The organism is Cryobacterium sp. Sr8 (assembly GCF_004403225.1).
Taxonomy (GTDB): domain Bacteria; phylum Actinomycetota; class Actinomycetes; order Actinomycetales; family Microbacteriaceae; genus Cryobacterium; species Cryobacterium psychrotolerans.
Genome location: NZ_SOHO01000041.1, coordinates 122599 through 148367, shown reverse-complemented (window position 1 = coordinate 148367; position 25769 = coordinate 122599). Strand labels below are relative to the sequence as shown.

The following is a 25769-nucleotide window of genomic DNA, read 5'->3' as shown; positions in this document are numbered from 1 at the left end:
ACGGCAGCCGTGCATAGCTGTAAGCATAGAATTAGCACAGAACGGGCGGTTCAGTGGCGCCACACGGGGCATCTTTACAGACCTGCAACCTAACCGAGTCGCCCAGCGACGGACTTCACTCCTCGCGGAGGTTGCGCCGTTCGGCTTCGACGCGCACGAGTTCACGCTGCAGGGTGGAGTAGACCTCGCGGTTGGCGGCATCCGTGCGTTGCAATCTGCCCAGCAGCTCCGCCTTCTGTCGCAGCAGGTCTCGGTCGACCAGGGCGATCGTGATGTCTCGCACGTAGCGATCGATGTCGCGCTGGGTGCGTTCGGGCAGCGGCGCCATGGCCAGCTGCCTGACCAGGTTCGCGAGCTGCTCCGGCACCTCGGCGACGACAAGGTCCAGCCAGTCCGGGGCCGCCACGTGCGGCAGGCTGGCGAGAATCCCGTCCCGCACGACGGCGAGTGACGGGTTGGCGAACGTCGTGTGCACCGCGCGGGCCAGGAGCTCGGGGGTGACGACGCCCGGATGCTGCAGGATCGCCATCAGGCCGTCCCGCTCCAGGCGTGTGACCGGGTCGGTCGGCAGCTCCAGTAGCGAGAAGGGTTTCTCGGCCGGGGCGCTGTCAGCGCCCTCCCGGCGACTCGCCGCGGCGGCGGGCTCGGGGGCGCGGCCGCGGGCCTGGGCGGCCGTGACGGCCTTCTTCACCTCGCCCAGCTCCATGCCGAGCATCCTGGAGAGCTCATGGGTGTAGCCGGGACGCAGCGCCGGGTCCCGGATGTCGCCGACGATCGGCGCGGCGGCGCGGAGGGCCGCGACCCGCCCCTCGACCGTGTCGAGGTTGTACTGGCCGAGCAGCTGGCGGATCATGAACTCGAACATCGGCTTCTTCGAGTCGACAAGACGGCGCACCGCGTCGTCGCCGCGGTGCAAGCGCAGGTCGCACGGGTCGAGGCCGTCCGGCCCGACGGCGACGAAGGTCTGCGCGGCGAAGCGCTGCTCCTCGCTGAACGCGCGGACGGCGGCCTTCTGGCCGGCGGCATCCGGGTCGAAGGTGAAAACGACCTCGCCAAGTCGGCTGTCATCGCCGAGCACGCGGCGCAGCACCTTGATGTGGTCGACGCCGAACGAGGTGCCGCAGGTTGCGACGGCCGTGGTGACCCCGGCCATGTGGCAGGCCATCACGTCGGTGTAGCCCTCGACCACGACGACCTGGTGGCTGCGGGAGATGTCGCGCTTGGCCAGGTCGAGGCCGTAGAGCACCTGGGCCTTGTGGTAGACCGGCGTCTCCGGGGTGTTCAGGTATTTGGGGCCCTTGTCGTCCTCGAGCAGCTTGCGCGCGCCGAAGCCGATGGTCTGCCCGGTGATGTCCCGGATGGGCCACACCAGCCGGCCGCGGAACCGGTCGTAGACGCCGCTCGACGCCTCGCGGCTGGAGACGAGGCCGGAGAGGGTGAGCTCCTCGGTGGAGAATCCCCTGCCGCGCAGGTGGTTGGTGAGCTCATCCCAGCTCTTGGGAGCGAAACCGACCCCGAATCGTTCGGCGGCCGTGGCGTCGAAGCCGCGCTCGCCGAGGAAGGTGCGGCCGACCTGTGCGCCCGGGCTGCCGAGCTGTTCGACGAAGAAGTCGGCGGCGGCCTGGTTGGCGGCGAGCAGGCGGGCGCGGTTGCTGTGGTCGGGGGCTCCCCCGCCGTCCTCGTAGTGGAGCTGCAGGCCCACCCGGCCGGCCAGCCGTTCGACGGCCTCGGAGAAGCTGACGTGGTCCATCTTCTGCAGGAACGAGTAGACGTCGCCGCTCTCGCCGCAGCCGAAGCAGTGGTAGAAACCGACCTGGGGGCGCACATGGAAGCTGGGGCTGCGTTCGTCGTGGAAGGGGCACAGGCCCTTCATCGATCCGACGCCGGCGGACTTGAGGCTCACGTAATCGCCGATGATGTCGGCGATGTTCGTGCGGGCCTTGACCTCTTCGATGTCGCTCTGTCGGATCAGGCCTGCCATGGCTGAATGCTCCCCCCGCCCATGTCAGTCCTGCACGAGACGTTCGTACCAGGCCAGTGCGGACTGGTCGGTGAGGCTGGCCACCTGGTCGACGACGACCCGCTTGCGGGCGTCGTCATCCGGCGCGGCCTGCCAGTCCTCGCGGAAGCCGGGGTCGAGCTGAGCGTCGCCGGTGGCGAGCAGGGCGTCGGCGAGGAGAGTGAGCACCTGCCGCTGCTGGACGTAGATCGGCTTGCGCGTGTTCCGGGTCATCACGAAGGCCGCCACGATGCCCTTCAGCACCGCGATTTCGGCCCGGATCTCGATCGGCACGACCACGTGCGCCCCGAACCGGATGAGGCGCTCCCCCGGGTAGGCCTCGCGCGTTGCCCGCACGGCCGCGCCGGAGAACCGGCCGATGAGCTGGCTGGTGAGGTTCTTCAGGCGTCCTTGGTCGCGCCGGCCGGCGGTCCAGCCGTCGAGCCAGACATCGAGGGAGTCCAGGCGGTCAAAGGCCCGGATCAGCTGGTCGTAGGTGAGCTCGCCGCCGATCCACTCGTACATCGACGAGACGAGTTCGTCGTGGTCGACCCTGCTGCCCAGGGCGGCGACATCCACATAGCCGTTCACGACGGCATCCTCGAAATCGTGCACGGAGTAGGCGATGTCGTCGGAGAGGTCCATGACCTGGGCCTCGATGCAGAGCTGCCGGTCCGGCGCCCCACTGCGCAGCCACTCGAAGGCGGCGACGTCCTCGGCGTAGAAGCCGAACTTCGCGCGGCCGCTCGGGTCGTTGACCGAGGAGCCCTCCGGCCACGGGTATTTGCAACTCGCGTCGAGGCTGGCCCGGGTGAGGTTCAGTCCGTAGCTGCGGCCGTCGTCGCCGAAGACCTTGGGTTCGAGGCGGGTGAGCAGGCGCAGGGTCTGGGCGTTGCCCTCGAACCCGCCCACGTCGAGCGACCAGGTGTTGAGTGCCTTCTCGCCGTTGTGGCCGAACGGCGGATGACCGATGTCGTGCGCGAGGCAGGCCGTGTCGACGATGTCGGGGTCGAGGCCGAGCCGCAGGGCGAGCTCGCGGCCGATCTGGGCGACCTCGAGCGAGTGGGTGAGCCGGTTGCGGGCGAAGTCGAGGCCCGCCGTCGGGCTGAGCACCTGCGTCTTCGCGGCCAGGCGGCGGAGGGCACTGGAGTGCAGGAGGCGGGCGCGGTCGCGCGCGAAATCGCTGCGGCCCGAATTGTGTTCCTCCGGCAGCCAGCGCTCCTCGTCGTGGGTGCCGTACCCCGTAGCGTTAGCCACCGCTTGTGTCCCCTTCACCCTCGGTCAGATTGGCACGTTCCGCTCCGGCCAGCTCCTGGGAATCCAGCCAGTGCTCCGGCAGCGCCGTTCTCTTCGGCGTCCCGGCCCGACCGCGAGGCCCCTCGGCGCCTTCACCCGGGTAGGGCAGGGTGCCGTCGAGGGTTGCCAGCAGCTCTTCGAGCTGGGCGAGCGAGCCCACCGTGGCCAGGCTGGCCCGGAGGTCTCCGCCCACGGGGTAGCCCTTGAAGTACCACGCCACGTGCTTGCGCACATCGCGGCAGGCGCGCTCTTCGCTGTCGAAGAACTCGGTCAGCAGTTCCGCGTGCCGATAGAAGGTCGCCGCGACCTGGCCGAGGTCGGGCTGGATTTTCGCCGTCTCCAGGTCACCGCGGAAGGCGGCGGCCAGGTCGCCGAACAGCCACGGGCGCCCCAGGCAGCCCCGGCCGACGACGACGCCGTCGCAGCCGGTCTCCCCGACCATCCGCAGGGCGTCCTCGGCAGACCAGATGTCGCCGTTGCCCAACACGGGCGGGCCGGAGATCGCATTCTTGAGCTTTTCGATGGCCGACCAGTCGGCCTGGCCGGAATAAAACTCGGCTGCGGTGCGGGCGTGCAGGGCAATCGCCGCGACGCCGGCGCCCTCGGCCGCCTTGCCGGCCTCCAGGTAGGTGAGGTGGTCGGAGTCGATGCCCTTGCGCATCTTGATGGTGAGCGGAATCGGACCCGCCGCCTTCACCGCTGCCTCGACGATCTGACGGAACAGGCCGAGTTTCCACGGCAGCGCCGCTCCCCCGCCCTTGCGGGTGACCTTGGGGACCGGGCATCCGAAGTTCAGGTCGATGTGGTCTGCCCGGTCTTCGGCGACGAGCATGGTGACGGCCTCGGCGACCGTCTTCGGGTCGACCCCGTAGAGCTGGATGGAGCGCGTCGATTCGCTCTCGTGGTGATTGATCAGTCGCATCGAGCCCGGCGTGCGTTCGACCAGGGCGCGGGAGGTGATCATCTCGCTGACATAAAGCCCGGCGCCGAATTCGCGGCACAGCCTGCGGAACGCGGTATTGGTGATGCCGGCCATGGGCGCCAGGACGACGGGGACGTCGAGTTCAAGGGGGCCGATGCGTAGCGCCGGCGTGGTCGCTGTGCCTGCCGGCGTAGTCGCTGCTGAAGGAATCATCGTCATCAATTCTCCCAGACTTTAAATACCACCGCGAAACCGCAGTTGTGCTCGATATGAACGCGCCATAACGCGCACAACTGCGGTTTCGCGGTGGGTGGCGGGGCTAGGAACCGCAGGCGGAGCCGCCGCAGCAGCCGCCGCCGGACTGACCGAGCAGCTCGATCTCGGGGACGGTGGCGTCGGTGGCGTCGGTGGGGACTTCCTGGGTGGTGGTTGCGTCAGTCATGCGCTGTTCTCCTCGGATTTATCGGTCCGCGCCTGGCGGAGGGCTTGGGCAAAGGTATCAGGATCCTGCGCTCCGGAGATGCCGTATCGTCCGTCGATCACAAAGAAGGGGACGCCCTGGATGCCGTAGGCGGTGGCCTGGGCGACATCCGCCTTGACGTCGCCCAGGAATTCATGGTCGGTGAGCGCCCGCACGACGTCTGCCCGGTCCAGGCCGATGCCCTCGGCGAGGTCGGCCAGATCCGCGATCCGCCCGACGTGGCCGCCGTCGACGAAGTACGACTTGAGCAGGGCTTCCTTCATGTCGAGCTGGCGCCCGCGGGATTTGGCGTAGTGCAGCAGCTCGTGGGAAATGACCGTGTTGGTCTGGTGCACGGCGTCATAGTCGTAGTGGAGACCGACGCTTTCGGCGATCCCGGTGACGCGTTCGAGCATCTCTTCGACCTGCGCGAGCGGCAGTCCCTTGCGCTGGCTCAGGTATTCGACCGGGCTGCCCTCGAAGTCGACCGGGGTATCCGGTGCGAGCTCGAAGCTGTGATATTCGACCTCGATCTCCCCGCCTTCGATGTCAGCGCCGAAGAGGGCGGCCCCGGCCTCGAACTTGCGCTTCCCGATGTAGCACCAGGGGCACTGCACGTCGGACCAGATGTCTACTTTGATGGTTTCGCTCACTCTGGCGCAACCGTGCCCGGTCGTCGGAATATTCCCGCTCAGGTGGCGGGCGTGTCGACGGCGCCGCCGTAGCGGCGGTTCCGTGAGGCGTACAGCTCGATGGCCTGCCAGAGGTCGGCGCGGGTGAAGTCCGGCCAGAGCGTGTCGAGGAAGACCATTTCGGCGTACGCGCTCTGCCAGAGCAGGAAGTTGCTGGTGCGCTGCTCGCCGGAGCTCCGCACGAACAGGTCCACGTCGGGCAGGTCCGCGGTGTACAGGTGCCGCTGGATGGCCTTCTCGGTGATGCCGGACGGCTTCAGCCTGCCCGCGGCGACGTCCTCGGCGAGGGCGCGCACGGCATCCGTGATCTCGGTGCGGCCGCCGTAGTTCACGCACATGGTGAGCGTGAGCACGTCGTTGCCGGCGGTGAGCCTCTCGGCATATTGCAGTTCGTTGATGACGGATGCCCAGAGCCGGGGCTTCCGGCCGGCCCACCGCACGCGCACCCCCCACTCGTTCAGCTGATCCCGGCGGCGGTGCAGCACGTCCCGGTTGAAGCCCATCAGGAAGCGGACCTCGTCGGGCGAGCGCTTCCAGTTCTCGGTGGAGAACGCGTAGACGCTGAGCTGCTTCACGCCGATCTGGATGGCCCCGGCGACGACGTCGAGCAGCGCCGCCTCCCCCGCCTTGTGCCCCTCGACGCGGGGCAGGCCGCGGGCGTTGGCCCAGCGGCCGTTGCCGTCCATGACGACGGCGACGTGCCCGGGAACGGCCCCGGACGGCAGCGACGAAGGGTACAGGCCCGTCCAGTCGAGGGGTTTGAAGGGGACGGCGTCTTTGTGGGTGAACGGTTTGGGGCCGCGGCTGAACGGGTTCAGGGTCATTTGCTGACATGCTCCAGTGATCGGAGGCCGCGTTCCAGGTGGAACTGCGTGTACGCGGCGACGACGCCGGTGGCCTGGGCCTGGGTGCGCTCGGGTGTGGCCTTCGCGTGCTCCCAGTCTCCGGTGAGCAGGGCGCTCAGGAGGGCGACCGCCTCGACATCGAGGCGCGGCGACCCGGGCGGAGCGCAGTCATCGCAGACGATGCCGCCCAGTTGCACGACGACGGCGGAATGGTCGCCGACCGTGCCGCACCGCGCGCAGTCCTGGAAGCTCGGCGCCCAACCGGCCATCGACAGGGCTCGGAGCAGGTACGAGTCGAGGGTGAGGCCGGCGCCGTGCTCGCGACGCGACAGCGAGCGGAGCGCGCCGACGAGCAGCAGGTACTGCTGCAGGGAGCCTTCGGACTCGGTGAGTTTGTCGGCGGTTTCGACCATCACGCTGGCCGCGGTGTAGCTGGGGTAGTCCGCCGTGATCAGGGCACCGTAGGAACCGAGCGACTCCGCCTGGGTGATGATGTCGAGGCTGCGGCCCTCATACAGCTGCACGTCGGCGACCATGAATGGTTCGAGCCGGGCGCCGAATTTCGACGCTGTGCGCCGGACCCCCTTGGCGACGGCCCTGACCTTGCCGTGCTGCCGGGTGAGCAGGGTGACGATGCGGTCGGCTTCACCCAGTTTGTGGGTGCGCAGCACGACGGCTTCATCACGGTAGACAGGCACGGGGCAATTCTCCCACTATCGGCCGGGGAGCGGGTGAAAGGCGCGGTCGGCGGGCTCGTTGCGTGGTACTAGTTGTTAGTGCCCTCCACCCTTTTCACGATTCCCCTCTGGCTCGACCTTGCCGCCGTCGGGATCGGGGCGATCCAGGGCGCCATGTTCGCCGGCCGTTTCAAGGACGCCCGGTTCGACCTGCTCGGCGTAGCCCTGATCGGCGTCGTGGTCGGCCTGGGCGGCGGACTCCTGCGCGACATCTTCCTCGGCGGCGTTCCGGCCGCGCTGCTGAGCAATTGGTACCTCCCGGTGGCGACCGGCGCTGCGCTCCTCGGCATGCTGCTGCAGAGCCACTTCAACCGTCTGGGCCCACTGATCATCGGGCTCGACGCTGTGACGATTGGGCTGTTCGGCGCCATCGGCACCTCGAAGGCGCTCGCCGCCGGTCTCCCCGAGATCCCCTCCCTCTTCGTCGGCGTGGTCTCGGCCGTCGGCGGTTCGGCCGTGCGGGACATGATGCTCAACGTGCCCATCGCGGTCATGCACGTCGGCTCGCACTACGCGGTTGCCGCGGGAGTCGGCAGCGGCCTGCTCGTCATGCTCTTCCTGCTGGATGTGCCGATCACGATCGCCGGGATCGTCTGCGTTGTCGCGACCACCGTCATCCGGGTGCTCTCGGCGCGGTACGGATGGAGCCTCCCGCAGCAGCGGGCGATCGGCAGCTGGCCGCGGTGGCGCCGCACGGAGGGCCGCACGGAGGGCCGCCCGGAGGGCCGCCCGGCGCCGCGCGCGGCGGGCCGCCGCTGGCGCTGGGGCCCCTAGCCAGGCCGACCGAATACGGGTGTCGTTCGGCCCGGAGGAGGCATACGCTGTGCGTGTGACCAGAGCCCAGCGGGTGCTTCTCGTCGCCATCATCGTCACCTTCGTGGCGTTCCTCGATGGCGCGGTCATCAACGTCGCGCTGCCGGCCATGCGCGAGGACCTGGGCGGCGGACTCGCGTTGCAGCAGTGGGTCGTCGACGGCTACCTGATCACGCTGGGCGCATTCATCCTGATCGCCGGATCCCTGTCGGACTCGTTCGGCCGGATGCGGATTATGCGCATCGGCCTCTACGGCTTCGGGGCCACCTCCCTGCTCTGCGCGGTCGCCCCGACGGCGCTGGTGCTCGTCATCGCCCGTATCCTGCAGGGCGCAGCCGGGGCCCTGCTCGTGCCGAGTTCGCTCGCGCTGATCATCTCGACGTTCGCCCCGTCCGAACAGGGCAAGGCCATCGGCAAGTGGACGGCGTGGACGACCGCCGCGTTCGTCGTCGGGCCGCTCGTCGGCGGCATGCTCGTCGACGCGGCATCCTGGCGGCTCATCTTCGCGATCAATGTGCTGCCGATAGCGGTTGCCTTGTGGCTGCTCGCGGGCCTGGGCACGGACGCGCTCAATCCGGCCCGGCCGCGCGTCGACGTCGTGGGCGCCATCCTCGGCGTACTGGGCCTCGGCGGCCCCGTCTTCGCCCTGATCGAACAGGGACGCCTGGGCTGGTCGAGCCCGGCCATCTACCTGCCGTTCGTGCTCGGGATTGCCTGCTTCGCCGCCTTCCTCTGGTGGGAGAACCGCTGCGACGATCCGATGATGCCGCTCGAAATGTTCACCGTGCGCAACTTCGGCATGGGCAACATCGCCACCGTCTTCATTTATGCGGCGTTCACCTTCGGTCCTTTCGTGCTCACGGTGTTCCTGCAGGAGGTCGGCGGGTACACCGCGCTTGCGGCCGGCGTGGCCACACTGCCCGCGGTGGTGCTGCTGATCCTGCTCGCCTCCTGGTTCGGCGCCCGGGCCGATCGGATCGGGCCGCGCCTGTTCATGACGGTCGGCCCGCTCGTCTGCGCGGTCGGCTTCCTCCTCACCCTGACCATGACCTCGGAGGCCGCCTATTGGACGCAGGTCCTGCCCGGTATCTCCGTCTTCGGCCTCGGCATGGCCATCACGGTCGCTCCCCTGACCACGGCGATCCTGGGCGCCGTCGACCCGGCCAGGGCGGGCATCGGCTCTGCCATCAACAATGCCGTCGCCCGGGTCGCCGGGCTCATCGCGGTCGCCTGCACGGGAATCATCGTCGGTTCGGCGCTCGACCTGAACGGCTACCTGCGGGCGGCGATGGTCACTTCGGCGCTCCTGGTGGTGGGCGGCCTCGTCTCCCTGGCGGGCATCCGCAATCCCACGCTGACCGGTGCGGAGTCGGCGGTGTCGGCGGAGCCCACCCCGTAAATCCGGTTCGCCTACGCAGCCGAGTCGGGCTCTTCCATCCACCACTCCGTGAACTCGTTCGCCCGGCCGTCCGGAGCCAGCCGGATCACCCAAAGGTTCCGGTAGCTCGGCCCGTCGCGGTAGACCGTCGTCGCCAGGACGACGGCTACATCGTCGGTGATCGCCAGTGGCGCCCAGCGGAACGAGGTCTCCCCCGGTTCGTCGGCGGCGAACAGCCACTCGGCGACGATGGCATCCTGCCCGACCCAGGGGTCGGCGTAGGGCTCGGTTCGGTACACGGCCCGCTCGGTGAACAGCGCCCGGATGTCCCCTGGTCGGTTTGATTCCCAGGCGCGGCGGTAACCGTCAATCCACGAGGCAAGCGCCGCCAGTTCAGCCATGGCACTGTTCTACCCCGTGAGGGCCTCGGCGGACAGGCCACTGGTATTTCATCCCCTGCGGGGTGAGACTGGAAGGCAACGGTTCACGTCTCATGGAGGTTCCTCATGACACAACACTCGACCGGCGCGCCGGAGCTGATGCCGGTGCTTTCCCGAGGGAAGCACCGCACCCCGCGGAGCGGCGGATGCTTCATGGAATTCGCGTCCTACCTCGCGGGCGAGTCCTGGAGTGACCATCCGGCCTGCACGCACCCGACGCTCGCGTCGATGGCGAGGATGGTGAACGACTGCACCTCCGACGCGGCCCGCTCCCGGTTGACGACGCTGATTCCGTCCGTCATCGGCCTGCGCGGCGACGACCCGCGAGTCGAGTTGCTTGTCGCCCTGCGGGCGGCAACCCAGGCCTTGCCGGTCGCCAGCATGGAGCGCCAGCGTGCCCTGGCGGTGGGCATCCTCACCTGCGAGCGCAACCTCGCCGGGATGGACGCCGGGTCTTCTGCGAACGTCACGGAACAGGTCAGGGAGGCCTTCCGGCGGGCGCCGGACACCGAGCGCTGGGCGCGGGACTTCATCGGGTTCGTCGGCTCCCGGCCCCGCTCGAAATTCACCACCCACACTGCCGAGTCGATCCTGCGCATTTCCGTTCCGGGCATCGCGGAGGCCTGCGTGCCCGACACGGACGCGCGCCTGTACGGCCTCCTCGCCCGGGCCATCGAAGATTGCACCCGCATCCTCGGGGCGCCGGTGACGGCTCGCTCCGCGTCGGTCCCGGTCCTGCGCTGACAACCGCTGACAAACGCTGAAAAACGCTGACGACGACGGGGCGGGGCCTGCTGGTGATCCAGCCGGCCCCGCCCCGTAACCGGTCCCGGTCCCGTGCCCTGTCGCGGGCGGTGCTGTCCTAGGCCGTGGCGAGTTCGCGGTTGCCGACCTCGGCACGAACGCCGCGGTTGACCGCCGACACGACCGACTTCAGCGACGCGGTGGAGATGTCAGCGTCGATTCCCACTCCCCAGTAGCGCTTGCCGTTGACGTCGAGTTCGACGTAGGCGGCAGCGAGGGCGTCCCCGCCGGCCGACATGGCGTGCTCGACGTAGTCATAAAGCGTGATCTCGATGCCCCGCTCCGCCATGACGCCGAGGAACGCCGCGATCGGGCCGTTGCCCGACCCGGTCGCATTGGCCACGGAGTCGTCGTCGCGCAGGTCGACCGTGAGCTCGACCGTGCCGGACAGGTCGCTGGCGGTGCGGGTCGAGTAGAGCTCGAACCGCCCCCACTTGGCATCCGGGTTGGACCGCTTCGCCGGCAGGTACTCGTCGTTGAAGATGTCCCAGATCTGCTCGCTCGTCACCTCGCCGCCCTCGGCGTCGGTCTTGGCCTGGACGACGCCGGAGAATTCGATCTGCAGCTTGCGCGGCAGGTCGAGGGCGTGGTCGGTCTTCAGCAGGTAGGCCACGCCGCCCTTGCCGGACTGCGAGTTGACGCGGATGACGGCCTCGTAGCTGCGGCCGAGGTCCTTCGGGTCGATCGGCAGGTAGGGCACGGCCCACGCCAGCTCGTCAACGGAGCGGCCCTGCGCCGCGGCATCCGCGGCCATCGCCTCGAAGCCCTTCTTGATGGCGTCCTGGTGTGAACCGCTGAAGGCGGTGAACACGAGGTCGCCGGCCCACGGGCTGCGCTCGGGCACGGGCAGCTGGTTGCAGTATTCGGCCGTGCGCTTGATCTCGTCGATATTGCCGAAGTCGATCTGCGGGTCGATGCCCTGCGTGAACATGTTGATGCCGAGGGCGACGAGGTCGACGTTGCCGGTGCGCTCGCCGTTGCCGAACAGGCAGCCCTCGATGCGGTCGGCCCCGGCCAGGTAGCCGAGCTCCGCTGCGGCGATCGCGGTGCCGCGGTCGTTGTGCGGGTGCAGCGACAGGATGATGTTCTCGCGGTGGGCGAGGTGACGGGACATCCACTCGATCGAGTCCGCGTAGACGTTCGGGGTGGCCATTTCGACGGTGGCGGGCAGGTTGATGATGACCTTGCGCTCCGGCGTCGGCTCGAGGATCTCGATGACCTGGTTGCACACGTCTACCGCGAACTCGAGCTCCGTGCCGGTGTAGCTCTCCGGCGAGTACTCGTAGTAGACGGTCGTTCCCGGGATCGTCGCCTCGGCCGCTCGGCAGAGGCGCGCGCCGAAGAGGGCGATGTCGGTGATGCCCTGCTTGTCCTGGCGGAACACGACCTCGCGCTGCAGCACACTCGTGGAGTTGTAGAAGTGCACGATGGCCTGCTTCGCCCCGGCGATGGACTCGTAGGTGCGGTGGATCAGGTGCTCGCGCGCCTGGGTGAGCACCTGGATGGTCACGTCATCCGGAATGGCGTCGTCTTCGATCAGGCTGCGCACGAAGTCGAAGTCGGTCTGGCTGGCGGACGGGAAGCCGACCTCGATCTCCTTGTAGCCCATCCGGACCAGCAGGTCGAACATGATCCGCTTGCGCTCGGGGCTCATCGGGTCGATGAGGGCCTGGTTGCCGTCGCGCAGGTCGACCGCGCACCAGCGCGGGGCCTGAACGATGTGCTTGTCCGGCCACGTGCGGTCGGGCAGTGATACCCGGAACTGCTCGTGGTACGGACGGTACTTGTGGATCGGCATGGCCGATGCGGTCTGGTTGTTCTTCATGATCCCTGATCTCCTCGCGAATGGTGGTCAGCCCACGACAGACTCCGCGACGAGTGAGGCCCAGACTAGGTCTCGTCGCGGCAGCTAAGGAGGAGCACACCGAACAGCACCATTTCAGGCTAGCACCGTTCGCCGGCCGTGTTGCCTCCCCTCCCCGCCGAGATTGCCTGTTCCGGTCGAGATTGGCGGGCGCACCTGGCAATCTCGACCGCAAGTGTCAATCTCGGCGGAGGGGAGGGGCGGGGCGGGGCGAGTTAGAAGCCGAGGCGGCCGAGCTGCTTCGCGTCGCGCTGCCACTCCTTGGCGACCTTGACCCGCAGCGAGAGGAAGACCCGCTTGCCGACGAGCGGTTCGATCTGCTTGCGGGCGCGCACGCCGACATCCTTCAGCCGGCTGCCCGACTTTCCGATGATGATGCCCTTCTGGCTGTCCCGTTCGACGAACAGGTTGGCGTAGATCTCGACCAGCTCCTGGTCGTCGCGCTCGATCATGTCGTCGATGGTCACGGCGATGGAGTGCGGCAGCTCGTCGGTGACGCCCTCGAGCGCGGCCTCGCGGATGTACTCCGAGATGCGCGACTCCAGGGTCTCGTCGGTCACCGTGTCCGCCGGGTACAGCGGGGCATCGGCGGTCGGCAGCAGACGCAGGAGCTCGGCGCTGAGTACGTCGAGCTGGATGCGGCTCTGGGAGGAGATCGGCACGATCGCCTCCCAATCCCGCAGCTGCGACACCGCCAGGAGCTGCGCGGCCACGTTGGTCTTGGACGAGGCGTCGATTTTGGTGACGATGGCCACCTTCTTCGCGCGCGGGAAGGAATCCAGCTGCTCGTTGATGAACCGGTCGCCCGGGCCGATCGGCTCGTTGGCCGGGATGCACAGGCCCACGACGTCGACCCCGGCCAGCGTGGTCTGCACGAGGCTGTTCAGGCGTTCGCCGAGCAGCGTGCGCGGCCGGTGGATGCCCGGGGTGTCGACCAGGATCAGCTGGCCGTTCTTCTGGTGCACGATGCCGCGGATGGCGCGGCGCGTGGTCTGCGGCTTCGACGAGGTGATCGCGACCTTCTCCCCCACCAGTGCGTTCGTCAGCGTGGACTTGCCGACGTTCGGCCTGCCCACGAAGGACACGAATCCCGCTCGGTACGCGTCTTCTTTAGCCATGGCCATTTGCTCCTTCATCGTCCGACATTCCCAGGAATGCGGTCTGCGCATCAATCAGCGCTTCGTCTCGTTCCACCAGCACGGTGCTAATTCTCTTGCGTCGGCCCTCGGTGCGCTCGGCGGTGAGGACCAGGCCGCTCACCGAGGCGACGGATCCGGCGACCGGCAGGCGTCCGAGCGTCTTGGCCAGCAGCCCGCCCACCGAGTCGACGTCGTCGTCGTCCAGGTCGAGGTCGAACAGTTCGCCGAGCTCGTCGACGGGAAGCCGCGCGGCCACCCGGAAGCATCCGCCGCCGAGGTCCTCGACCTCCACGACGTCCCGGTCGTATTCGTCGGAGATGTCGCCGACGAGTTCCTCGATCAGGTCCTCCAGGGTGACCAGGCCGGCGATGCCGCCGTACTCGTCGACCACCATCGCAAGGTGGTTGGACTCCAGCTGCATCTGGCGCAGCAGGTCGTCGGCCTTCTTCGATTCGGGCACGAAGACGGCGGGCCGGGCCAGTTCGCCCACGGTCAGCTGCTCCACGTTCAACGGCCGCTCATAGACGAGCCTGGCCACATCGCGCAGGTACAGGATGCCGGTGACGTCGTCGACCTCGCCGTCGACGACGGGCACCCGGGAGTAGCCCTTGCTCAGGAAGATGCCCATGGCGGCGCCGATGGACGCGCCGGCGTCGATGGTCACCATGTCGGTGCGCGGGATCATCACCTCGCGCACGACGGTGTCGTTGAACTCGAAGATCGAGTGGATGAGTTCCCGGTCCTCCTCCTCCAGCACGTCGAGTTCGGTGGCCTCGTCCACCATGCTCAGCAGCTGGTCCTCCGAGGTGAAGGTGGCGAGGCGGGTGCGGCCGGGTGTCACCCGGTTGCCCAGCGCGACCAGGGCGTTCGCGATCGGACCGAGCAGCACCCGGACGAAGTGCACCAGCGGCGCCGTGCCGGCCAGGAGGCTCGTCGGGTGTGCGCGGCCCACGCTGCGCGGGCTGGCCCCGACGAGCACGAAGGACACGGCCGTCATGATCAGGGCGGAGAGGAGAAGCGCCAGCCACAACTCCTCGATGGAGGTGGCGAAGACGAGGGTCACGAGCACTGCGGCGGTCGTCTCGGCGATGATGCGCACGAAATTGAGGGCGTTGAGGTGGGCGCCGGTGTCCCGCGCGATCGCCTGGAGGGAGCGCCTGGCGCGCGAGGTGTCGGCCAGGTCGAAAATGTCCGCCCGGGATTGCGCGGTGATGGCGGCGTCCACGGCGGCCATCAGCCCGCCGAACGCCACCAGCAGGATCGCCGCCGTGACAAACCACCCGATCATCATCAACCGCGCGTGCGTTCCTGCAGGGCGAAACCGATCAGGATGTCCCGCTGGATGCCGAACATCTCTTTTTCCTCGGTCGGCTCGGCGTGGTCGAACCCGAGCAGGTGCAGCACGCCGTGGGTCGTCAGCAGGAGCAGTTCCTCGAGGGTGGAGTGCCCGGCGGTCTCCGCCTGGGCCTGGGCCACCTGCGGGCAGAGCACGATGTCGCCGAGCAGTCCGGGCGGCGTTTCGTTGTCCTCCGTGCCCGGGCGCAGCTCGTCCATCGGGAAGCTGAGCACGTCGGTCGGGCCGGGCTCGTCCATCCACTGCACGTGGAGCTGCTCCATGGCGCCCTCGTCCACGAGCACGATCGCGAGCTCGGCATCCGCGTGCACGTGCATCGCGTCGAGCGCGTACGCGGCCAGCCGGAGGATGGCGGCCTCGTCGACTCGGATGTTCGACTCGTTATTGATTTCGATGCTCAACTGGGTCTCCGTTTCGGAAGGCGGTCACGCGGGCCGGCGGAGCGCGGGGTGGCACGGGCGGCGAATTCGCGCGCCTGGTCGCTTTCGTAGCGCTGGGCCTGCTTCTGCGCGTCGTATTCGGTGTACGCGTCGACGATGCGTCCCACGAGGGAGTGCCGCACGACATCCGCGCTGGTCAGCTGCACGAAGTGGATGTCGTCCAGGTTGTCGAGCACGCGGCTGACGAGCTTGAGGCCGCTCGCACCGGCGGGCAGGTCGACCTGGGTCACGTCACCGGTGATGACCATCCGGGAGCCGAAGCCGAGCCGGGTGAGGAACATCTTCATCTGTTCCGGCGTGGTGTTCTGGGCCTCGTCGAGCACGACGAAGGAGGAGTTGAGCGTGCGCCCGCGCATGTACGCGAGCGGGGCGACCTCGATCGTGCCGGCCGCGAGGAGCTTCGGGACGAGCTCGGGGTCCATCATCTCGAAGAGGGCGTCGTAGAGCGGCCGGAGGTACGGGTCGATCTTCTCGGTGAGCGTGCCCGGCAGGAAGCCGAGGCGTTCACCGGCCTCGACTGCCGGGCGGGTGAGGATGATCCGGTCGACCTCCTTGCGCTGCAGCGCCTGCACGGCCTTGGCCATCGCAAGGTAGGTCTTGCCGGTTCCGGCCGGGCCGATTCCGAAGGTGATGGTGTTCTCGTCGATCGCGTCGACGTAGTGCTTCTGGCCGAGGGTCTTCGGGCGGATGCTCTTGCCCCTGGAGCTGAGGATGGCCTGGCCGAGCAGCTCAGACGGGCTCCGGGTGCTGTCGGCGCCGAGCATCCGCGCCGATGTCGAGATCTCCGCCTCGCCGAGGTCGCGGCCGCCGCGGAGCATCAGCTGCAGTTCCTCGATCAGGCGCCGCACGGCCTCGACCTGTGCGGGCTCCCCGGTCAGGGTGATGTCGTTGCCGCGCACGTGCACAGTGACGTCGGGATACTCGTGTTCAATCGTGTCGAGGAACCGATCCTGCGGCCCGAGGAGCCGCACCATGGCGATCCCGTCGACCTGCATCCGCAGCTCTGCGCGTTCGGCGCCGGCCGATGTCGCGTCAGTGGGAGCCAAGCGACCCCTCCTTCAGCTGTCCGCCCATGATGTGGGCGTGCACGTGGAAAACGGTCTGTCCCGCGGACGGGCCGGTGTTGAAGACGAGGCGGAATTCCCCGCCCGTGCGCTCGTCGGCGATCTGCCGGGCCACATCGACGAGTTCGGCCAGCAGGGCGGGTTCGGCCGCGGCGAGTTCGACCACGTTGCGGTACTGCTGCGTCTTGGTCGTGATGACGACGTGCACGGGCGCCTGCGGGTGGATGTCGTTGAAGGCGATGATGCGGTCGGTCTCGGCCACGATCGTCGCCGGGATTTCACGGGCGACGATGCGGCTGAAGATGGACGGTTCTGCGCCGGAGGAAGACATGTCTCTATCTTAAGCGGCGCTACCAGCGGCCGAGCGTCGCGTTCAGGATGGCCACCGCGGCCGGCCCCGCGGTGGAGGTGCGGAGGATGGTGTCGCCGAGGCGCACCCGCGTCGCGCCGGCCGCCTCGAGGATGGCCAGCTCCGACGGGGCGATTCCGCCCTCCGGCCCGACGACGAGCAGGATGTCGCGGTCGTCGGTCGGCGCGGGCACCTCGGTGAGCCGCGCCGAGGCGGTCGGCTCGAGCAGGAGCATCCGCGCGGAGCCGGCCAGGGCGGCCAGCGCTTTCGTGCTCGCCAGGCCCTCGACGCTCGGCAGCCAGGGTCGGATCGACTGTTTTCCGGCCTCGCGCACGATGCTGGCCCAGCGCTCACGGCCCCTGGCGATCTTCGCACCCTCCCACCGGGACACCGATCGCGCCGCCGCCCACGGGATCACGCCGTCGATGCCCAGCTCGGTGGCGGCCTGGACGGCCAGTTCGTCCCGGTCGCCCTTGGCGAGGGCCTGCACGAGCAGGATCCGGGGCCTGGCCGGCGGCGTCACCGTGTTCGTGTCGACGCGGAGGGACAGCTCGGTCGGCTCCGCCGTGACGACGGTGCCGCCGAGGATGAGCCCGGCGCCGTTGCCGAGGAGCAGCTCTTCCCCCGGCCGGATCCGGCTGACCGTGACGGCGTGCCTGGCTTCGCTGCCGCCCACGCGGACGACCGCGCCCGGGGCGCAGTCCTCTGCCCGGAGCGACTCGTCGAGAAAGAAATGCGCCATCCGGCGGCCTCTAGCCGAGGAACCGATCGCGCAGCTTCGCGAACAGTCCCTGCTGGAAGTGGCTGAGCGAGGGTGCGGGCACCTTGTGCCGGGCCGCGAACGCCTCGATCAGCTCGCGCTCCTTGTGGTCGAGCTTGGTCGGGGTGAGAACCTGCACGCCGATCCGGAGGTCGCCGCGGCCGTTGCCGCGCAGCTTGGTCACGCCGCGGTCCTTGATCGTGAGGATCTCGCCGCTTTGCACGCCGGGCCGCAGCTGGACCTCGATGTCGCCGTCGAGCGCGGCGACCGTCGTGGTCGTGCCGAGGATCGCGGTGGTCATCGGGATGTCCAGGGTGCAGAGCAGGTCGTCACCGTCGCGGCTGAAGACGTCGTGGTGGCGCACCTTCATCTCGAGGTAGAGGTCGCCGTTGGGGCCGCCGGCCGGGCCGGCCTCGCCGCTGCCGGGCATCTGCAGGCGCAGGCCGGTGTCGACGCCGGCCGGGATGTCGACGGGGACCTTGCGGCGGGCACGCACGCGCCCCTGGCCCTGGCAGGTGACACACGGGGTGGCGATGATGGTGCCGTAGCCGCGGCAGGAGCCGCAGGGGCTCGACGTCATCACATTGCCGAGCAGGGACCGCACGGCCCGCTGGATGTTGCCGGTTCCGTGGCAGATGTCGCAGGTGACCGGGGCCGTTCCCGGCTGGCAGCAGGTGCCGCTGCAGGTGCCGCAGACCACGGCCGTGTCGACCTCGATGTCGCGGTGCGTGCCGAAGATGACCTCGTCGAGGTCGAGCTCGACCCGGAGCAGCGCGTCCTGGCCGCGTTCGCGGCGCGATCGGGGTCCGCGGCTCCCGCCGCCTCCGCCGCCGAAGAAGGTCTCGAAGATGTCGCCGAAGTTGCCGAACTGGCCGTTGTCGAATCCGCCGCCGCCCTGCCCGCCCCGGTCGTACTGCTGGCGCTGTTTCGCGTCGCTCAGCACGTCATAGGCGTGCGTGACCGACTTGAACCGCTCGGACGCGTCGGCCCCCGGGTTCACGTCGGGGTGCAACTGGCGGGCCAGGCGCCGGTAGGCCTTCTTGATCTCGTCGGTGGTGGCATCGCGGGCGACGCCGAGTACTTCGTAATGGTCAGCCAAAGCTGGCTCTCCTTGAATATCTTGGGGGTGAGGTTCTGGAAATGGTGAGGTTCTGGAAATGGTGAGGTTCTGGAAATGGTGAGGATCTGGCCGTGGGTTCGCGGGCGGTGCGGGTTCGGGACCTAGTTCTCGCCGAGGAGGCGGGACAGGTACCGGGCGACGGCTCGGACCGCGGCCATGTTGTTGGAGTAGTCCATGCGGGTCGGGCCGAGTACGCCCAGCCGGGCAAGGTCGCCGCCCGGCGAGGTGTAGCCGCTCGTGAGCACGGACGTCTCGCCCAGTCCGAACGGCGCGTTCTCGCGCCCGATGCTCACCGAGACGCCGTGCTGGTCGGTGGCCATTTCGCCGAACAGGCGCAGCAGCACGACCTGTTCCTCGATGGCCTCGAGCACCGGGTAGATGCTGCCAGTGAAGTCATTTTCGGTGCGGACCAGGTTGGCCGCGCCGGCCATCACGAGCTTGTCGTGACGGTTCGCGCCGATCTGGTCGCCCAGGGTAGCGGTGATCGGGCCGACGACATCCTCGAGGTCCCGTGGGACCAGCCCTTCCGGGCCGGACAGCGCCGTTGCCGCCTCGCTCATGCTCAGGCCGGACACGGCGGAGTTGAGCCGGGCGCGCACATCGCCGAGCTGCTGTTCGTCGAGGGCGCGAGGCAGCTCGATCACTCTCTGTTCGACCCGGCCGGAGTCCGTGATGAGCACGGACAGGATGCGGGTGCCGCCTAGGGGAACGAGTTCGATGTGGCGCACCCTGGCGCGGGACAGGGACGGATACTGCACCAGGGCGACCTGGTGGGTGAGCTGGGAGAGCAGCCTGACGCTCCGGGCCAGAACCTCGTCGAGGTCGGCGGACTCGCCCAGGAAGGTCTCGATGGCCCCTCGCGCAGCCGCGGACAGCGGTCGCAGGTCGGCCAGGTGGTCGACGAAGACCCGGTAGCCCTTGTCGGTGGGGATGCGCCCGGACGAGGTGTGCGGGGCGACGATCAGCTCTTCCTCCTCGAGGAGGGCCATGTCGTTGCGGATCGTCGCGGCAGACACACCAAAGGAGTGCCGATCGACGATGGTCTTCGACCCGACGGGTTCCCGTGAAGCGACGTAGTCCTGCACGATGACCCGCAGGACCTCGAGGCTGCGATCAGATACCATGACGGATCGCTTCCCTCTCCGCTCGTGCTGCCGTGTTCTCGTGGCATGTGGTTGGCGGTGTTGGCACTCGCCCTTCCTGAGTGCCAATCATACCGCGACCCGCACGGGATCACCCATTGCTACAAGCGGATCGGGGGCAGTAGCTTATGCATATCGGCGCGGGAATCCCCGGCAGCCGACGAGCACCATTCGCTGAAAGGCACCCCGATGAGCGATCCGAACGCCCAGATCCCCGACGACCCGTACCGCGGCCAGCGACCGCCCCAGGACCCCTACCGGGCCCCGTACCAGGGCCCCGCCCCGGTTCCGGCCGCCCCGCTCACCGAGACCGACGACCGGCAGTGGGCCTCCTTCGCCCACCTCGGCGGCATCCTGAGTTTCTTCCCGTCCCTGCTCATCTGGCTGATCTTCAAGGATCGCGGCCGCTTCACGGCGGAGGAAGCCAAGGAAGCCCTCAATTTCCAGATCACCCTCGTCTTCGGCTACGTGGCGATCAACATCATCGCCAGCTTCCTGGCGTCGATCACCTTCGGAATCGGTGGGATCTTCGGGATTTTCTCCGTGGCGCTGTGGGTCGTGAGCCTGATCTTCTCCATCCTCGGCTTCCAGCAGGCCAAGGACGGACACCACTACCGCTACCCGTTCGCGGTTCGCCTGATCAAGTAGCCCGGCCGCTACTCTGGTGTCGGCGTGACCGCACAGGGCCGACCCAGACCGTGCCGACCCAGACCATAAGGAGTTCGAATGTCCTCAGCACCTCCCCCCTCGAACCAGTACCAGGCCCCGACCCCGATGAACCCGGCCGACGAGAAGCTCTGGGCGACGCTCATCCACATCGGCGGAATCCTCTTCGGCCCGCTGCCGGCGCTGATCGGCTACCTCGTGCTGAAGGACCGCGGACCGTTCATCCGCGCGCACACGGCGACGGCCCTGAACTTCCAGATCACCCTGCTGATCGCCTACATCGTGGGCGGCGTCACCGCGATCCTCCTGATCGGCTTCCTCATCCTCGCCGCCGCGTGGATCCTCGCCATCGTCTTCGGAATCATGGCCGCGATGGCAGCCAACACCGGCCGGTACTACACCTACCCGCTCACGATCAAGTTCGTCAGCTAGGGATCGGCTGCCGGCGCGGTCAGTCGGTCAGGCGCCGGACGACCGCGTCCGCCAGCAGCCGGCCCCGGAGGGTCAGCTCGATCGAGCCGCCGATCGCCGCCGCGCCGTCGATCAGCCCGTCGGCGATCAGCCCGGCGACCTCGCGGCGTCCCTGCGGCGACAGCGATGCGACCGCAATGCCCTCCCGGATGCGGCTCCGCAGCAGCACCCGCTCCACCTCCCGGGTCGCGTCGTCGAGCGTCTCCCGGCCGGCCGCAGGCGAGAGCCCGGAGAGCACCCGGTCCGCGTAGGCGGCTGGGTGTTTGACGTTCCACCAGCGCACGCCGCCGATGTGGCTGTGCGCGCCGGGACCGACGCCCCACCAGTCCTGGCTGCGCCAGTAGGCGAGATTGTGGCGGGAACGGTGGGCGTCGTCCGTGGCCCAGTTGCTCACCTCGTACCAGGAGTACCCGGCGGCGGCGAGCAGTTCGTCGGCCAGCTCGTAGAAGTCCGCCTGCAGGTCTTCGTCGGGCTGGACGAGTTCCCCGCGCCGGATCTGCCGGGCGAGCTTGGTGCCCTCCTCGACGATCAGCGAGTACGCGCTCAGGTGGTCGGGGGCCTGTGCAATCGCGTGCTCCAGGCTGGCTCGCCAGTCGGCGAGGGTCTCCCCCGGCGTGCCGTAGATGAGGTCGAGGCTGACGTCGAGCCCGGCGTCCCTGGCCCAGCGCACGACGAGCGGCACCCGCTCGGGGTCGTGGGTGCGTTCGAGGGTGGCCAGCACGCGCGGCACGGCCGATTGCATGCCGAACGAAACCCGGGTGAAGCCGGCGCCGGCAAGGTGGGCCAGGTAGGCCTCGTCGACGGAGTCGGGGTTCGCCTCCGTGGTGACCTCGGCGCCCGCGGCGATGCCCCAGACGGACCTCACCGACGCAAGCATCCGGGCCAGGTGCTCGGCCGGCAGCAGCGTCGGGGTGCCGCCGCCGAAGAAGACGGTCGAGGCCTCGCGGGCCGGCAGCCCGGAGTCTGTCAGGATGCGGCCCGCCGCCTCGACCTCGAGGACGGCCTGGCTCGCGTAGTCGCTCTGCTTGACGCCGCGCAGCTCGGTCGCCGTGTACGTGTTGAAGTCGCAGTAGCCGCAGCGCACGCGGCAGAACGGCACGTGCAGGTAGACGCCGAAGTCGCGCTCCGGCGCGCCGACCGCCGCCCCGGCGGGCAGCAGGCCGTCCGCCGGGGCAGGGTCTCCGAGGGGCTGAGGACCGGCCATCGGCGCCTACGCCGCGCCGGCGGGGTGCAGGGCCCGGAGGTAGCTCCGGGTGAACCGCGCCTGCTGCATCCGCAGGATCGGCCAGACCAGGCGGTAGTACCAGGTGCTCGGGCGGGAGAAGGCCCTGACCGTCAGCCAGACGGAGTCGTCCTCGTGCCGGGCGACGACGAAGGATTCCTCGCCGCTTTCCGGGTGGCCCTTCATCGTGCCGTAGGCGAAGCCGACCCGGTCGACCTCGTCGATCACGTAGACCACGCGCACCGGCGCCGTCACGGTGAACGGACCGAAGGGAACCCTGAGCCGGGCCGTCATGCCGTTGATGATGTAGGGCGTGCCGTCGTCCGAGAAGGTCTCTTCGTTGTCCGATCCGTTCTGGTCGGCCGCAGCGGTGCCGTCGGCGTTGAACCGGAGGCCGGAGTACTGCACCCCGGTTCCGCTTTCCAGGTCGGTGACGCTCATGCCGCTGCCGCGCTGCACACCCCAGGTCATCAGCGACCGCGAGGCCAGGCGGAAGCGCACTTCGCCGCTGCCGAGCCGCACGCTGCGCTCCTGCGGCCGGTGCCCCTGGGGCGGGTAGCGGAGCAGGTCGGGCGCGAGGGTGCCGCCGATGGCCCCGTAGGTGACGGCGGCGTCGGTGAAGGTTTCCCGGCGCATCCGGCTACTTCTTCTCTTTCTTGGGCGGTTCGTCGCCGGAGAGCGCCGCGATGAATGCCTCCTGCGGCACCTCGACCCGGCCGACCATCTTCATGCGCTTCTTGCCCTCTTTCTGCTTCTCGAGGAGCTTGCGCTTGCGGGAGATGTCGCCGCCGTAGCACTTGGCCAGCACGTCCTTGCGGATGGCGCTGATGCTCTCGCGGGCGATGATCCGGGCGCCGATCGCGGCCTGGATCGGCACGTCGAACTGCTGCCGCGGAATGAGCTTCCGCAGCCGCCCGGTCATCAGCACGCCGTACTCGTAGGCCTTGTCGCGGTGCACGATCGCGCTGAACGCGTCGACCTGCTCGCCCTGGAGCAGGATGTCCACCTTGACCAGGTCTGCTTCCTGCGAGCCGATCGGCTCGTAGTCGAGCGAGCCGTAGCCGGCCGTGCGGCTCTTGAGGTTGTCGAAGAAGTCGAACACGATCTCGCCGAGGGGCATGGTGTAGCGGATCTCGACCCGGTCCTCGCCGAGGTAGTCCATGCCGAGGAGGGTGCCGCGGCGGCTCTGGCAGAGTTCCATGATCACGCCGACGTAGTCCTTGGGGGCCAGGATGGCCGCCTTGACGACTGGCTCCTCGACCTTCGCGATCTTCCCGTTCGGGAATTCGCTCGGGTTCGTCACCGTGACCGTCTTCTTGTCGTCGGTGGTGACCTCGTAGATCACGCTGGGCGCGGTCGTGATCAGGTCGAGGCCGAACTCCCGGTCGAGGCGTTCGGTGATGATCTCGAGGTGGAGCAGGCCGAGGAAGCCGCAGCGGAAACCGAAGCCGAGGGCCACGGATGTCTCCGGCTCGTAGACGAGGGACGCGTCGGAGAGCTTGAGCTTGTCGAGCGCTTCGCGCAGGGCCGGGTAGTCGCTGCCGTCGATCGGGTACAGCCCGGAGAAGACCATCGGCTTGGGCTCGGTGTAGCCGGGCAGGGCGACCGTCGCCGGCTTCACCGCGGTGGTGACCGTGTCGCCGACCTTGGACTGGCGCACGTCCTTCACGCCCGTGATCAGGTAGCCGACCTCTCCGACGCCGAGTCCCTGGCTCTGGGTCGGCTCGGGCGAGCTGACGCCGATCTCGAGGATCTCGTGGGTGGCGCGGGTGGACATCATCTGGATCTTCTCGCGCGGGCCCAGCTTGCCGTCGATCATGCGCACGTAGGTGACCACGCCGCGGTAGCTGTCGTAGACCGAGTCGAAGATCATCGCGCGGGTGGGGGCATCCGGGTTTCCGACCGGGGCCGGGATGAGCCGGGTGGCCCGGTCGAGCAGTTCGCTCACGCCCACGCCGGTCTTGCCGGACACCCGCAGCACGTCGTCGGGGCTGCCGCCGATGAGGCTGGCCAGCTCCTTCGCGTATTTGTCGGGGTCGGCCGCCGGCAGGTCGATCTTGTTCAGCACCGGAATGATGGTGAGGTCGTTCTCGAGGGCGAGGTAGAGGTTCGCGAGGGTCTGCGCCTCGATGCCCTGGGCCGCGTCGACGAGCAGGATCGCGCCCTCGCAGGCGGCGAGGCTGCGGGAGACCTCGTAGGTGAAGTCGACGTGGCCGGGCGTGTCGATCATGTTCAGCGCGTAGGTCTGGCCCTCGAGCTCCCACGGCATCCGCACGGCCTGGCTCTTGATCGTGATGCCGCGCTCGCGCTCGATGTCCATCCGGTCGAGGTACTGCGCCCGCATGGAACGCTCGTCGACGACCCCGGTGATCTGCAGCATCCGGTCGGCCAGGGTCGACTTACCGTGGTCGATGTGGGCAATGATGCAGAAGTTACGGATGAACGCCGGCGGGGTGGCGGACGGTTCAAGCGCCTTGAGAGCTCTGGGTGACATGGTGCCCCAATTCTTTCATGCTCAGCGGCGCCGCAGGTCTACCCGCGCACAGCGAGCCGTTCGCTGCGCTCGACGACACGTCCGGCGCCGTCGGACCAGCGGTAGACCTCGACCCCGGAGATGAGCACGAGTTCGGCGCGGGAGTTGATGTCGAGCGGGTCGCCCGACCAGACCACGACATCCGCGTCGAGGCCCGGCGTGAGCGAACCGACGCGGTCCTGCAGGCGCATCATCGCGGCCGGGTTCACCGTGAGGGCCTCGAGCGCAACCCGCGCCGGCAGGCCCTCCTTGACGGCGAACGACGCCTGGTGCACGAGGAAATTGATCGGGACGACGGGGTGGTCGGTGGTGATGGCCACCCGCACCCCGGCCGCGGCAAGCGCGACGAGGTTGCCGATCGCGCGGTCGCGGAGCTCGACCTTGGTGCGGGAGGTGAACAGCGGCCCGAAGATCACCGGGATGTCGCGCTCGGCGAGCACGTCGGCGAGCTTGTGCCCCTCGGTGCCGTGGTTGATCACCAGGCGGTAGCCGAATTCGTCGGCCAGGCGGAGTGCGGTGGCGATGTCGTCGTGGCGGTGCACGTGCTGATCCCAGGCGAGCTCACCGGAGAGCACCCGGGCCAGGGCCTCCTTGCCGAGGTCACGGGTGAAGGGTTCGTTCTTCGCCGCGGCGGCGTCACGCGCCTCGGCGTAGTTGCGGGCCTCGACGAAGGCCCGGCGGATGATCAGGCTCACGCCCAACCGGGTGCTCGGGGTCTGCTTCTTGTCGCCGTAGACCCGCTTGGGGTTCTCGCCGAGGGCGGACTTGACGCTGACCGACTCGCTGATGACCTGCTCGTCGACGGTGCGGCCGCCCCAGCTCTTGATCGCGACCGTCTGCCCGCCGATCGGGTTGCCGGAGCCCGGCTTCACCACGATCGTCGTGACTCCCCCGGCCAGGGCGTCCCGGAATCCCTCATCGTCGATGTTGATCGCGTCGATGGCACGCACGCCGGCCGTGTTGGGGTCGGTCATCTCGTTGGTGTCGTTGCCGGCCCAGCCGTTGGCCTCCTCGTCGATGCCGACATGGCCGTGCGCCTCGATGAAGCCGGGCAACACCCACTTGCCGGCCGCGTCGATGATGACGGCGCCGCCCGGGATGGACAGGTCGGCGCCGACCGCGGAGATCAGTCCGTCCTCGATCAGCACGGTGCCCCGTTCGATCGGGTCGCCGGCGACCGGGACGACCCGGGCGTTGACGAGGGCGATCACGCGGGCGGAATTCAGCGGTGAAGTCATGACTCGACCCTAGCCACTCCC

Annotated in this window: 26 protein-coding genes; 5 read left to right on the top strand and 21 right to left on the bottom strand. The window is 68.7% G+C overall.

Features of this window, described 5'->3' with window-relative positions; genetic code table 11:
• Positions 1-115: 115 nt before the first annotated feature.
• From dnaG to recO, 7 genes are all read right to left on the bottom strand, one after another.
• Positions 116-1981: a DNA primase gene (gene dnaG / locus E3T54_RS08000; protein WP_134475244.1), complete on the bottom strand. Its 1866-nt coding sequence runs from the start codon at positions 1979-1981 to the stop codon at positions 116-118.
• 24 nt (positions 1982-2005) lie between these two features.
• Positions 2006-3256, bottom strand: a complete 1251-nt coding sequence (locus tag E3T54_RS07995; RefSeq protein WP_174844403.1) for a deoxyguanosinetriphosphate triphosphohydrolase — start codon at positions 3254-3256, stop codon at positions 2006-2008.
• Positions 3249-4430, bottom strand: coding sequence for a tRNA dihydrouridine synthase DusB (gene dusB / locus E3T54_RS07990; protein ID WP_092324588.1), 1182 nt, complete (start codon positions 4428-4430; stop codon positions 3249-3251). The genes E3T54_RS07995 and dusB overlap by 8 nt, the downstream gene beginning before the upstream one ends.
• A gap of 106 nt (positions 4431-4536) precedes the next feature.
• Positions 4537-4659 carry a hypothetical protein gene (locus E3T54_RS17550; protein WP_255452843.1) on the bottom strand — a complete coding sequence of 41 codons (123 nt, stop codon included), beginning with the start codon at positions 4657-4659 and terminating at the stop codon, positions 4537-4539.
• Positions 4656-5330, bottom strand: coding sequence for a DsbA family protein (locus tag E3T54_RS07985; protein WP_092324542.1), 675 nt, complete (start codon positions 5328-5330; stop codon positions 4656-4658). The genes E3T54_RS17550 and E3T54_RS07985 overlap by 4 nt, the downstream gene beginning before the upstream one ends.
• A 38-nt stretch (positions 5331-5368) precedes the next feature.
• Entirely contained in the window at positions 5369-6193 is an 825-nt protein-coding gene (locus E3T54_RS07980) for an isoprenyl transferase (protein WP_092324543.1), read from the bottom strand.
• Positions 6190-6912, bottom strand: coding sequence for a DNA repair protein RecO (gene recO / locus E3T54_RS07975; RefSeq protein ID WP_092324545.1), 723 nt, complete (start codon positions 6910-6912; stop codon positions 6190-6192). Before recO ends, E3T54_RS07980 begins: the two co-directional genes overlap by 4 nt.
• Before the next feature lie 78 nt (positions 6913-6990).
• Between recO and E3T54_RS07970 the strand changes: the two genes are divergently transcribed.
• Entirely contained in the window at positions 6991-7725 is a 735-nt protein-coding gene (locus E3T54_RS07970; protein ID WP_134475242.1) for a trimeric intracellular cation channel family protein, read from the top strand.
• A gap of 55 nt (positions 7726-7780) precedes the next feature.
• On the top strand, positions 7781-9163 hold the full coding sequence (locus tag E3T54_RS07965) for a DHA2 family efflux MFS transporter permease subunit (RefSeq protein WP_134475241.1): 1383 nt from the start codon (positions 7781-7783) through the stop codon (positions 9161-9163).
• 11 nt (positions 9164-9174) lie between these two features.
• On the opposite strand, the gene E3T54_RS07960 is transcribed toward E3T54_RS07965, so the two are convergent.
• Positions 9175-9543: a nuclear transport factor 2 family protein gene (locus E3T54_RS07960; RefSeq protein ID WP_092324549.1), complete on the bottom strand. Its 369-nt coding sequence runs from the start codon at positions 9541-9543 to the stop codon at positions 9175-9177.
• A 105-nt stretch (positions 9544-9648) separates the two neighbouring features.
• On the opposite strand from E3T54_RS07960, the gene E3T54_RS07955 reads away from it, so the two are divergent.
• The gene (locus E3T54_RS07955) at positions 9649-10326 is read left to right on the top strand and encodes a hypothetical protein (RefSeq protein WP_198414447.1); all 678 of its coding nucleotides are present in this window, start codon (positions 9649-9651) and stop codon (positions 10324-10326) included.
• Positions 10327-10444: 118 nt separating this feature from the next.
• On the opposite strand, the gene leuA is transcribed toward E3T54_RS07955, so the two are convergent.
• The 9 genes from leuA to hrcA all read right to left on the bottom strand — a co-directional run bounded on the left by leuA (position 10445) and on the right by hrcA (position 19600).
• A complete protein-coding gene (gene leuA, locus E3T54_RS07950; protein WP_134475240.1) occupies positions 10445-12211 on the bottom strand; it encodes a 2-isopropylmalate synthase in 1767 nt (588 codons plus the stop codon).
• A gap of 254 nt (positions 12212-12465) precedes the next feature.
• Complete coding sequence (gene era / locus E3T54_RS07945) at positions 12466-13368, bottom strand: GTPase Era (RefSeq protein ID WP_092324593.1); 903 nt, start codon at positions 13366-13368, stop codon at positions 12466-12468.
• Entirely contained in the window at positions 13361-14680 is a 1320-nt protein-coding gene (locus E3T54_RS07940; RefSeq protein WP_134475239.1) for a hemolysin family protein, read from the bottom strand. Before E3T54_RS07940 ends, era begins: the two co-directional genes overlap by 8 nt.
• Positions 14680-15144, bottom strand: coding sequence for an rRNA maturation RNase YbeY (ybeY, locus tag E3T54_RS07935; protein ID WP_134475238.1), 465 nt, complete (start codon positions 15142-15144; stop codon positions 14680-14682). Before ybeY ends, E3T54_RS07940 begins: the two co-directional genes overlap by 1 nt.
• Positions 15141-16178 carry a PhoH family protein gene (locus E3T54_RS07930; protein WP_134475262.1) on the bottom strand — a complete coding sequence of 346 codons (1038 nt, stop codon included), beginning with the start codon at positions 16176-16178 and terminating at the stop codon, positions 15141-15143. Before E3T54_RS07930 ends, ybeY begins: the two co-directional genes overlap by 4 nt.
• A 37-nt stretch (positions 16179-16215) precedes the next feature.
• The gene (locus E3T54_RS07925) at positions 16216-16578 is read right to left on the bottom strand and encodes an HIT domain-containing protein (RefSeq protein ID WP_134475237.1); all 363 of its coding nucleotides are present in this window, start codon (positions 16576-16578) and stop codon (positions 16216-16218) included.
• Between the two features lie 19 nt (positions 16579-16597).
• Positions 16598-17338 (bottom strand): 16S rRNA (uracil(1498)-N(3))-methyltransferase, encoded by a 741-nt coding sequence (locus tag E3T54_RS07920; protein WP_134475236.1) that lies wholly within the window; start codon positions 17336-17338, stop codon positions 16598-16600.
• 10 nt (positions 17339-17348) lie between these two features.
• A complete protein-coding gene (gene dnaJ, locus E3T54_RS07915) occupies positions 17349-18455 on the bottom strand; it encodes a molecular chaperone DnaJ (RefSeq protein WP_134475235.1) in 1107 nt (368 codons plus the stop codon).
• Between the two features lie 122 nt (positions 18456-18577).
• A complete protein-coding gene (gene hrcA, locus E3T54_RS07910) occupies positions 18578-19600 on the bottom strand; it encodes a heat-inducible transcriptional repressor HrcA (RefSeq protein ID WP_134475234.1) in 1023 nt (340 codons plus the stop codon).
• A gap of 207 nt (positions 19601-19807) precedes the next feature.
• Between hrcA and E3T54_RS07905 the strand changes: the two genes are divergently transcribed.
• Both E3T54_RS07905 and E3T54_RS07900 read left to right on the top strand, forming a co-directional pair.
• On the top strand, positions 19808-20266 hold the full coding sequence (locus E3T54_RS07905; protein ID WP_134475233.1) for a DUF4870 domain-containing protein: 459 nt from the start codon (positions 19808-19810) through the stop codon (positions 20264-20266).
• 78 nt (positions 20267-20344) lie between these two features.
• Positions 20345-20716: a DUF4870 domain-containing protein gene (locus E3T54_RS07900; RefSeq protein ID WP_241977120.1), complete on the top strand. Its 372-nt coding sequence runs from the start codon at positions 20345-20347 to the stop codon at positions 20714-20716.
• A 19-nt stretch (positions 20717-20735) separates the two neighbouring features.
• Here the strand turns inward: E3T54_RS07900 and hemW are convergent, their stop codons facing one another.
• The 4 genes from hemW to E3T54_RS07880 are packed head-to-tail and all read right to left on the bottom strand — an operon-like array spanning position 20736 to position 25748.
• Positions 20736-21959, bottom strand: a complete 1224-nt coding sequence (gene hemW, locus E3T54_RS07895) for a radical SAM family heme chaperone HemW (protein ID WP_134475232.1) — start codon at positions 21957-21959, stop codon at positions 20736-20738.
• A 6-nt stretch (positions 21960-21965) separates the two neighbouring features.
• Complete coding sequence (locus E3T54_RS07890) at positions 21966-22613, bottom strand: DUF1990 family protein (protein ID WP_134475231.1); 648 nt, start codon at positions 22611-22613, stop codon at positions 21966-21968.
• 4 nt (positions 22614-22617) lie between these two features.
• Positions 22618-24471 carry a translation elongation factor 4 gene (gene lepA / locus E3T54_RS07885; RefSeq protein ID WP_092324566.1) on the bottom strand — a complete coding sequence of 618 codons (1854 nt, stop codon included), beginning with the start codon at positions 24469-24471 and terminating at the stop codon, positions 22618-22620.
• 38 nt (positions 24472-24509) lie between these two features.
• Positions 24510-25748 (bottom strand): amidohydrolase, encoded by a 1239-nt coding sequence (locus E3T54_RS07880; protein ID WP_134475230.1) that lies wholly within the window; start codon positions 25746-25748, stop codon positions 24510-24512.
• Between the last annotated feature and the right edge of the window lie 21 nt (positions 25749-25769).

What these genes read in the sequence shown, in the direction of transcription:
- E3T54_RS07880 (WP_134475230.1), bottom strand. Translation starts at nt 25,748, where the DNA reads ATGACTTCACCGCTGAATTCCGCCCGCGTGATCGCCCTCGTCAACGCC.
- E3T54_RS17550 (WP_255452843.1), bottom strand. Translation starts at nt 4,659, where the DNA reads ATGACTGACGCAACCACCACCCAGGAAGTCCCCACCGACGCCACCGAC.
- E3T54_RS07925 (WP_134475237.1), bottom strand. Translation starts at nt 16,578, where the DNA reads ATGTCTTCCTCCGGCGCAGAACCGTCCATCTTCAGCCGCATCGTCGCC.
- dnaG (WP_134475244.1), bottom strand. Translation starts at nt 1,981, where the DNA reads ATGGCAGGCCTGATCCGACAGAGCGACATCGAAGAGGTCAAGGCCCGC.
- E3T54_RS07930 (WP_134475262.1), bottom strand. Translation starts at nt 16,178, where the DNA reads ATGCAGGTCGACGGGATCGCCATGGTGCGGCTCCTCGGGCCGCAGGAT.
- E3T54_RS07940 (WP_134475239.1), bottom strand. Translation starts at nt 14,680, where the DNA reads ATGATGATCGGGTGGTTTGTCACGGCGGCGATCCTGCTGGTGGCGTTC.
- hemW (WP_134475232.1), bottom strand. Translation starts at nt 21,959, where the DNA reads ATGGCCGGTCCTCAGCCCCTCGGAGACCCTGCCCCGGCGGACGGCCTG.
- era (WP_092324593.1), bottom strand. Translation starts at nt 13,368, where the DNA reads ATGGCTAAAGAAGACGCGTACCGAGCGGGATTCGTGTCCTTCGTGGGC.
- E3T54_RS07955 (WP_198414447.1), top strand. Translation starts at nt 9,649, where the DNA reads ATGACACAACACTCGACCGGCGCGCCGGAGCTGATGCCGGTGCTTTCC.
- E3T54_RS07890 (WP_134475231.1), bottom strand. Translation starts at nt 22,613, where the DNA reads ATGCGCCGGGAAACCTTCACCGACGCCGCCGTCACCTACGGGGCCATC.
- E3T54_RS07905 (WP_134475233.1), top strand. Translation starts at nt 19,808, where the DNA reads ATGAGCGATCCGAACGCCCAGATCCCCGACGACCCGTACCGCGGCCAG.
- dusB (WP_092324588.1), bottom strand. Translation starts at nt 4,430, where the DNA reads ATGATTCCTTCAGCAGCGACTACGCCGGCAGGCACAGCGACCACGCCG.
- E3T54_RS07900 (WP_241977120.1), top strand. Translation starts at nt 20,345, where the DNA reads ATGTCCTCAGCACCTCCCCCCTCGAACCAGTACCAGGCCCCGACCCCG.
- E3T54_RS07960 (WP_092324549.1), bottom strand. Translation starts at nt 9,543, where the DNA reads ATGGCTGAACTGGCGGCGCTTGCCTCGTGGATTGACGGTTACCGCCGC.
- E3T54_RS07980 (WP_092324543.1), bottom strand. Translation starts at nt 6,193, where the DNA reads ATGACCCTGAACCCGTTCAGCCGCGGCCCCAAACCGTTCACCCACAAA.
- lepA (WP_092324566.1), bottom strand. Translation starts at nt 24,471, where the DNA reads ATGTCACCCAGAGCTCTCAAGGCGCTTGAACCGTCCGCCACCCCGCCG.
- leuA (WP_134475240.1), bottom strand. Translation starts at nt 12,211, where the DNA reads ATGAAGAACAACCAGACCGCATCGGCCATGCCGATCCACAAGTACCGT.
- hrcA (WP_134475234.1), bottom strand. Translation starts at nt 19,600, where the DNA reads ATGGTATCTGATCGCAGCCTCGAGGTCCTGCGGGTCATCGTGCAGGAC.
- E3T54_RS07920 (WP_134475236.1), bottom strand. Translation starts at nt 17,338, where the DNA reads ATGGCGCATTTCTTTCTCGACGAGTCGCTCCGGGCAGAGGACTGCGCC.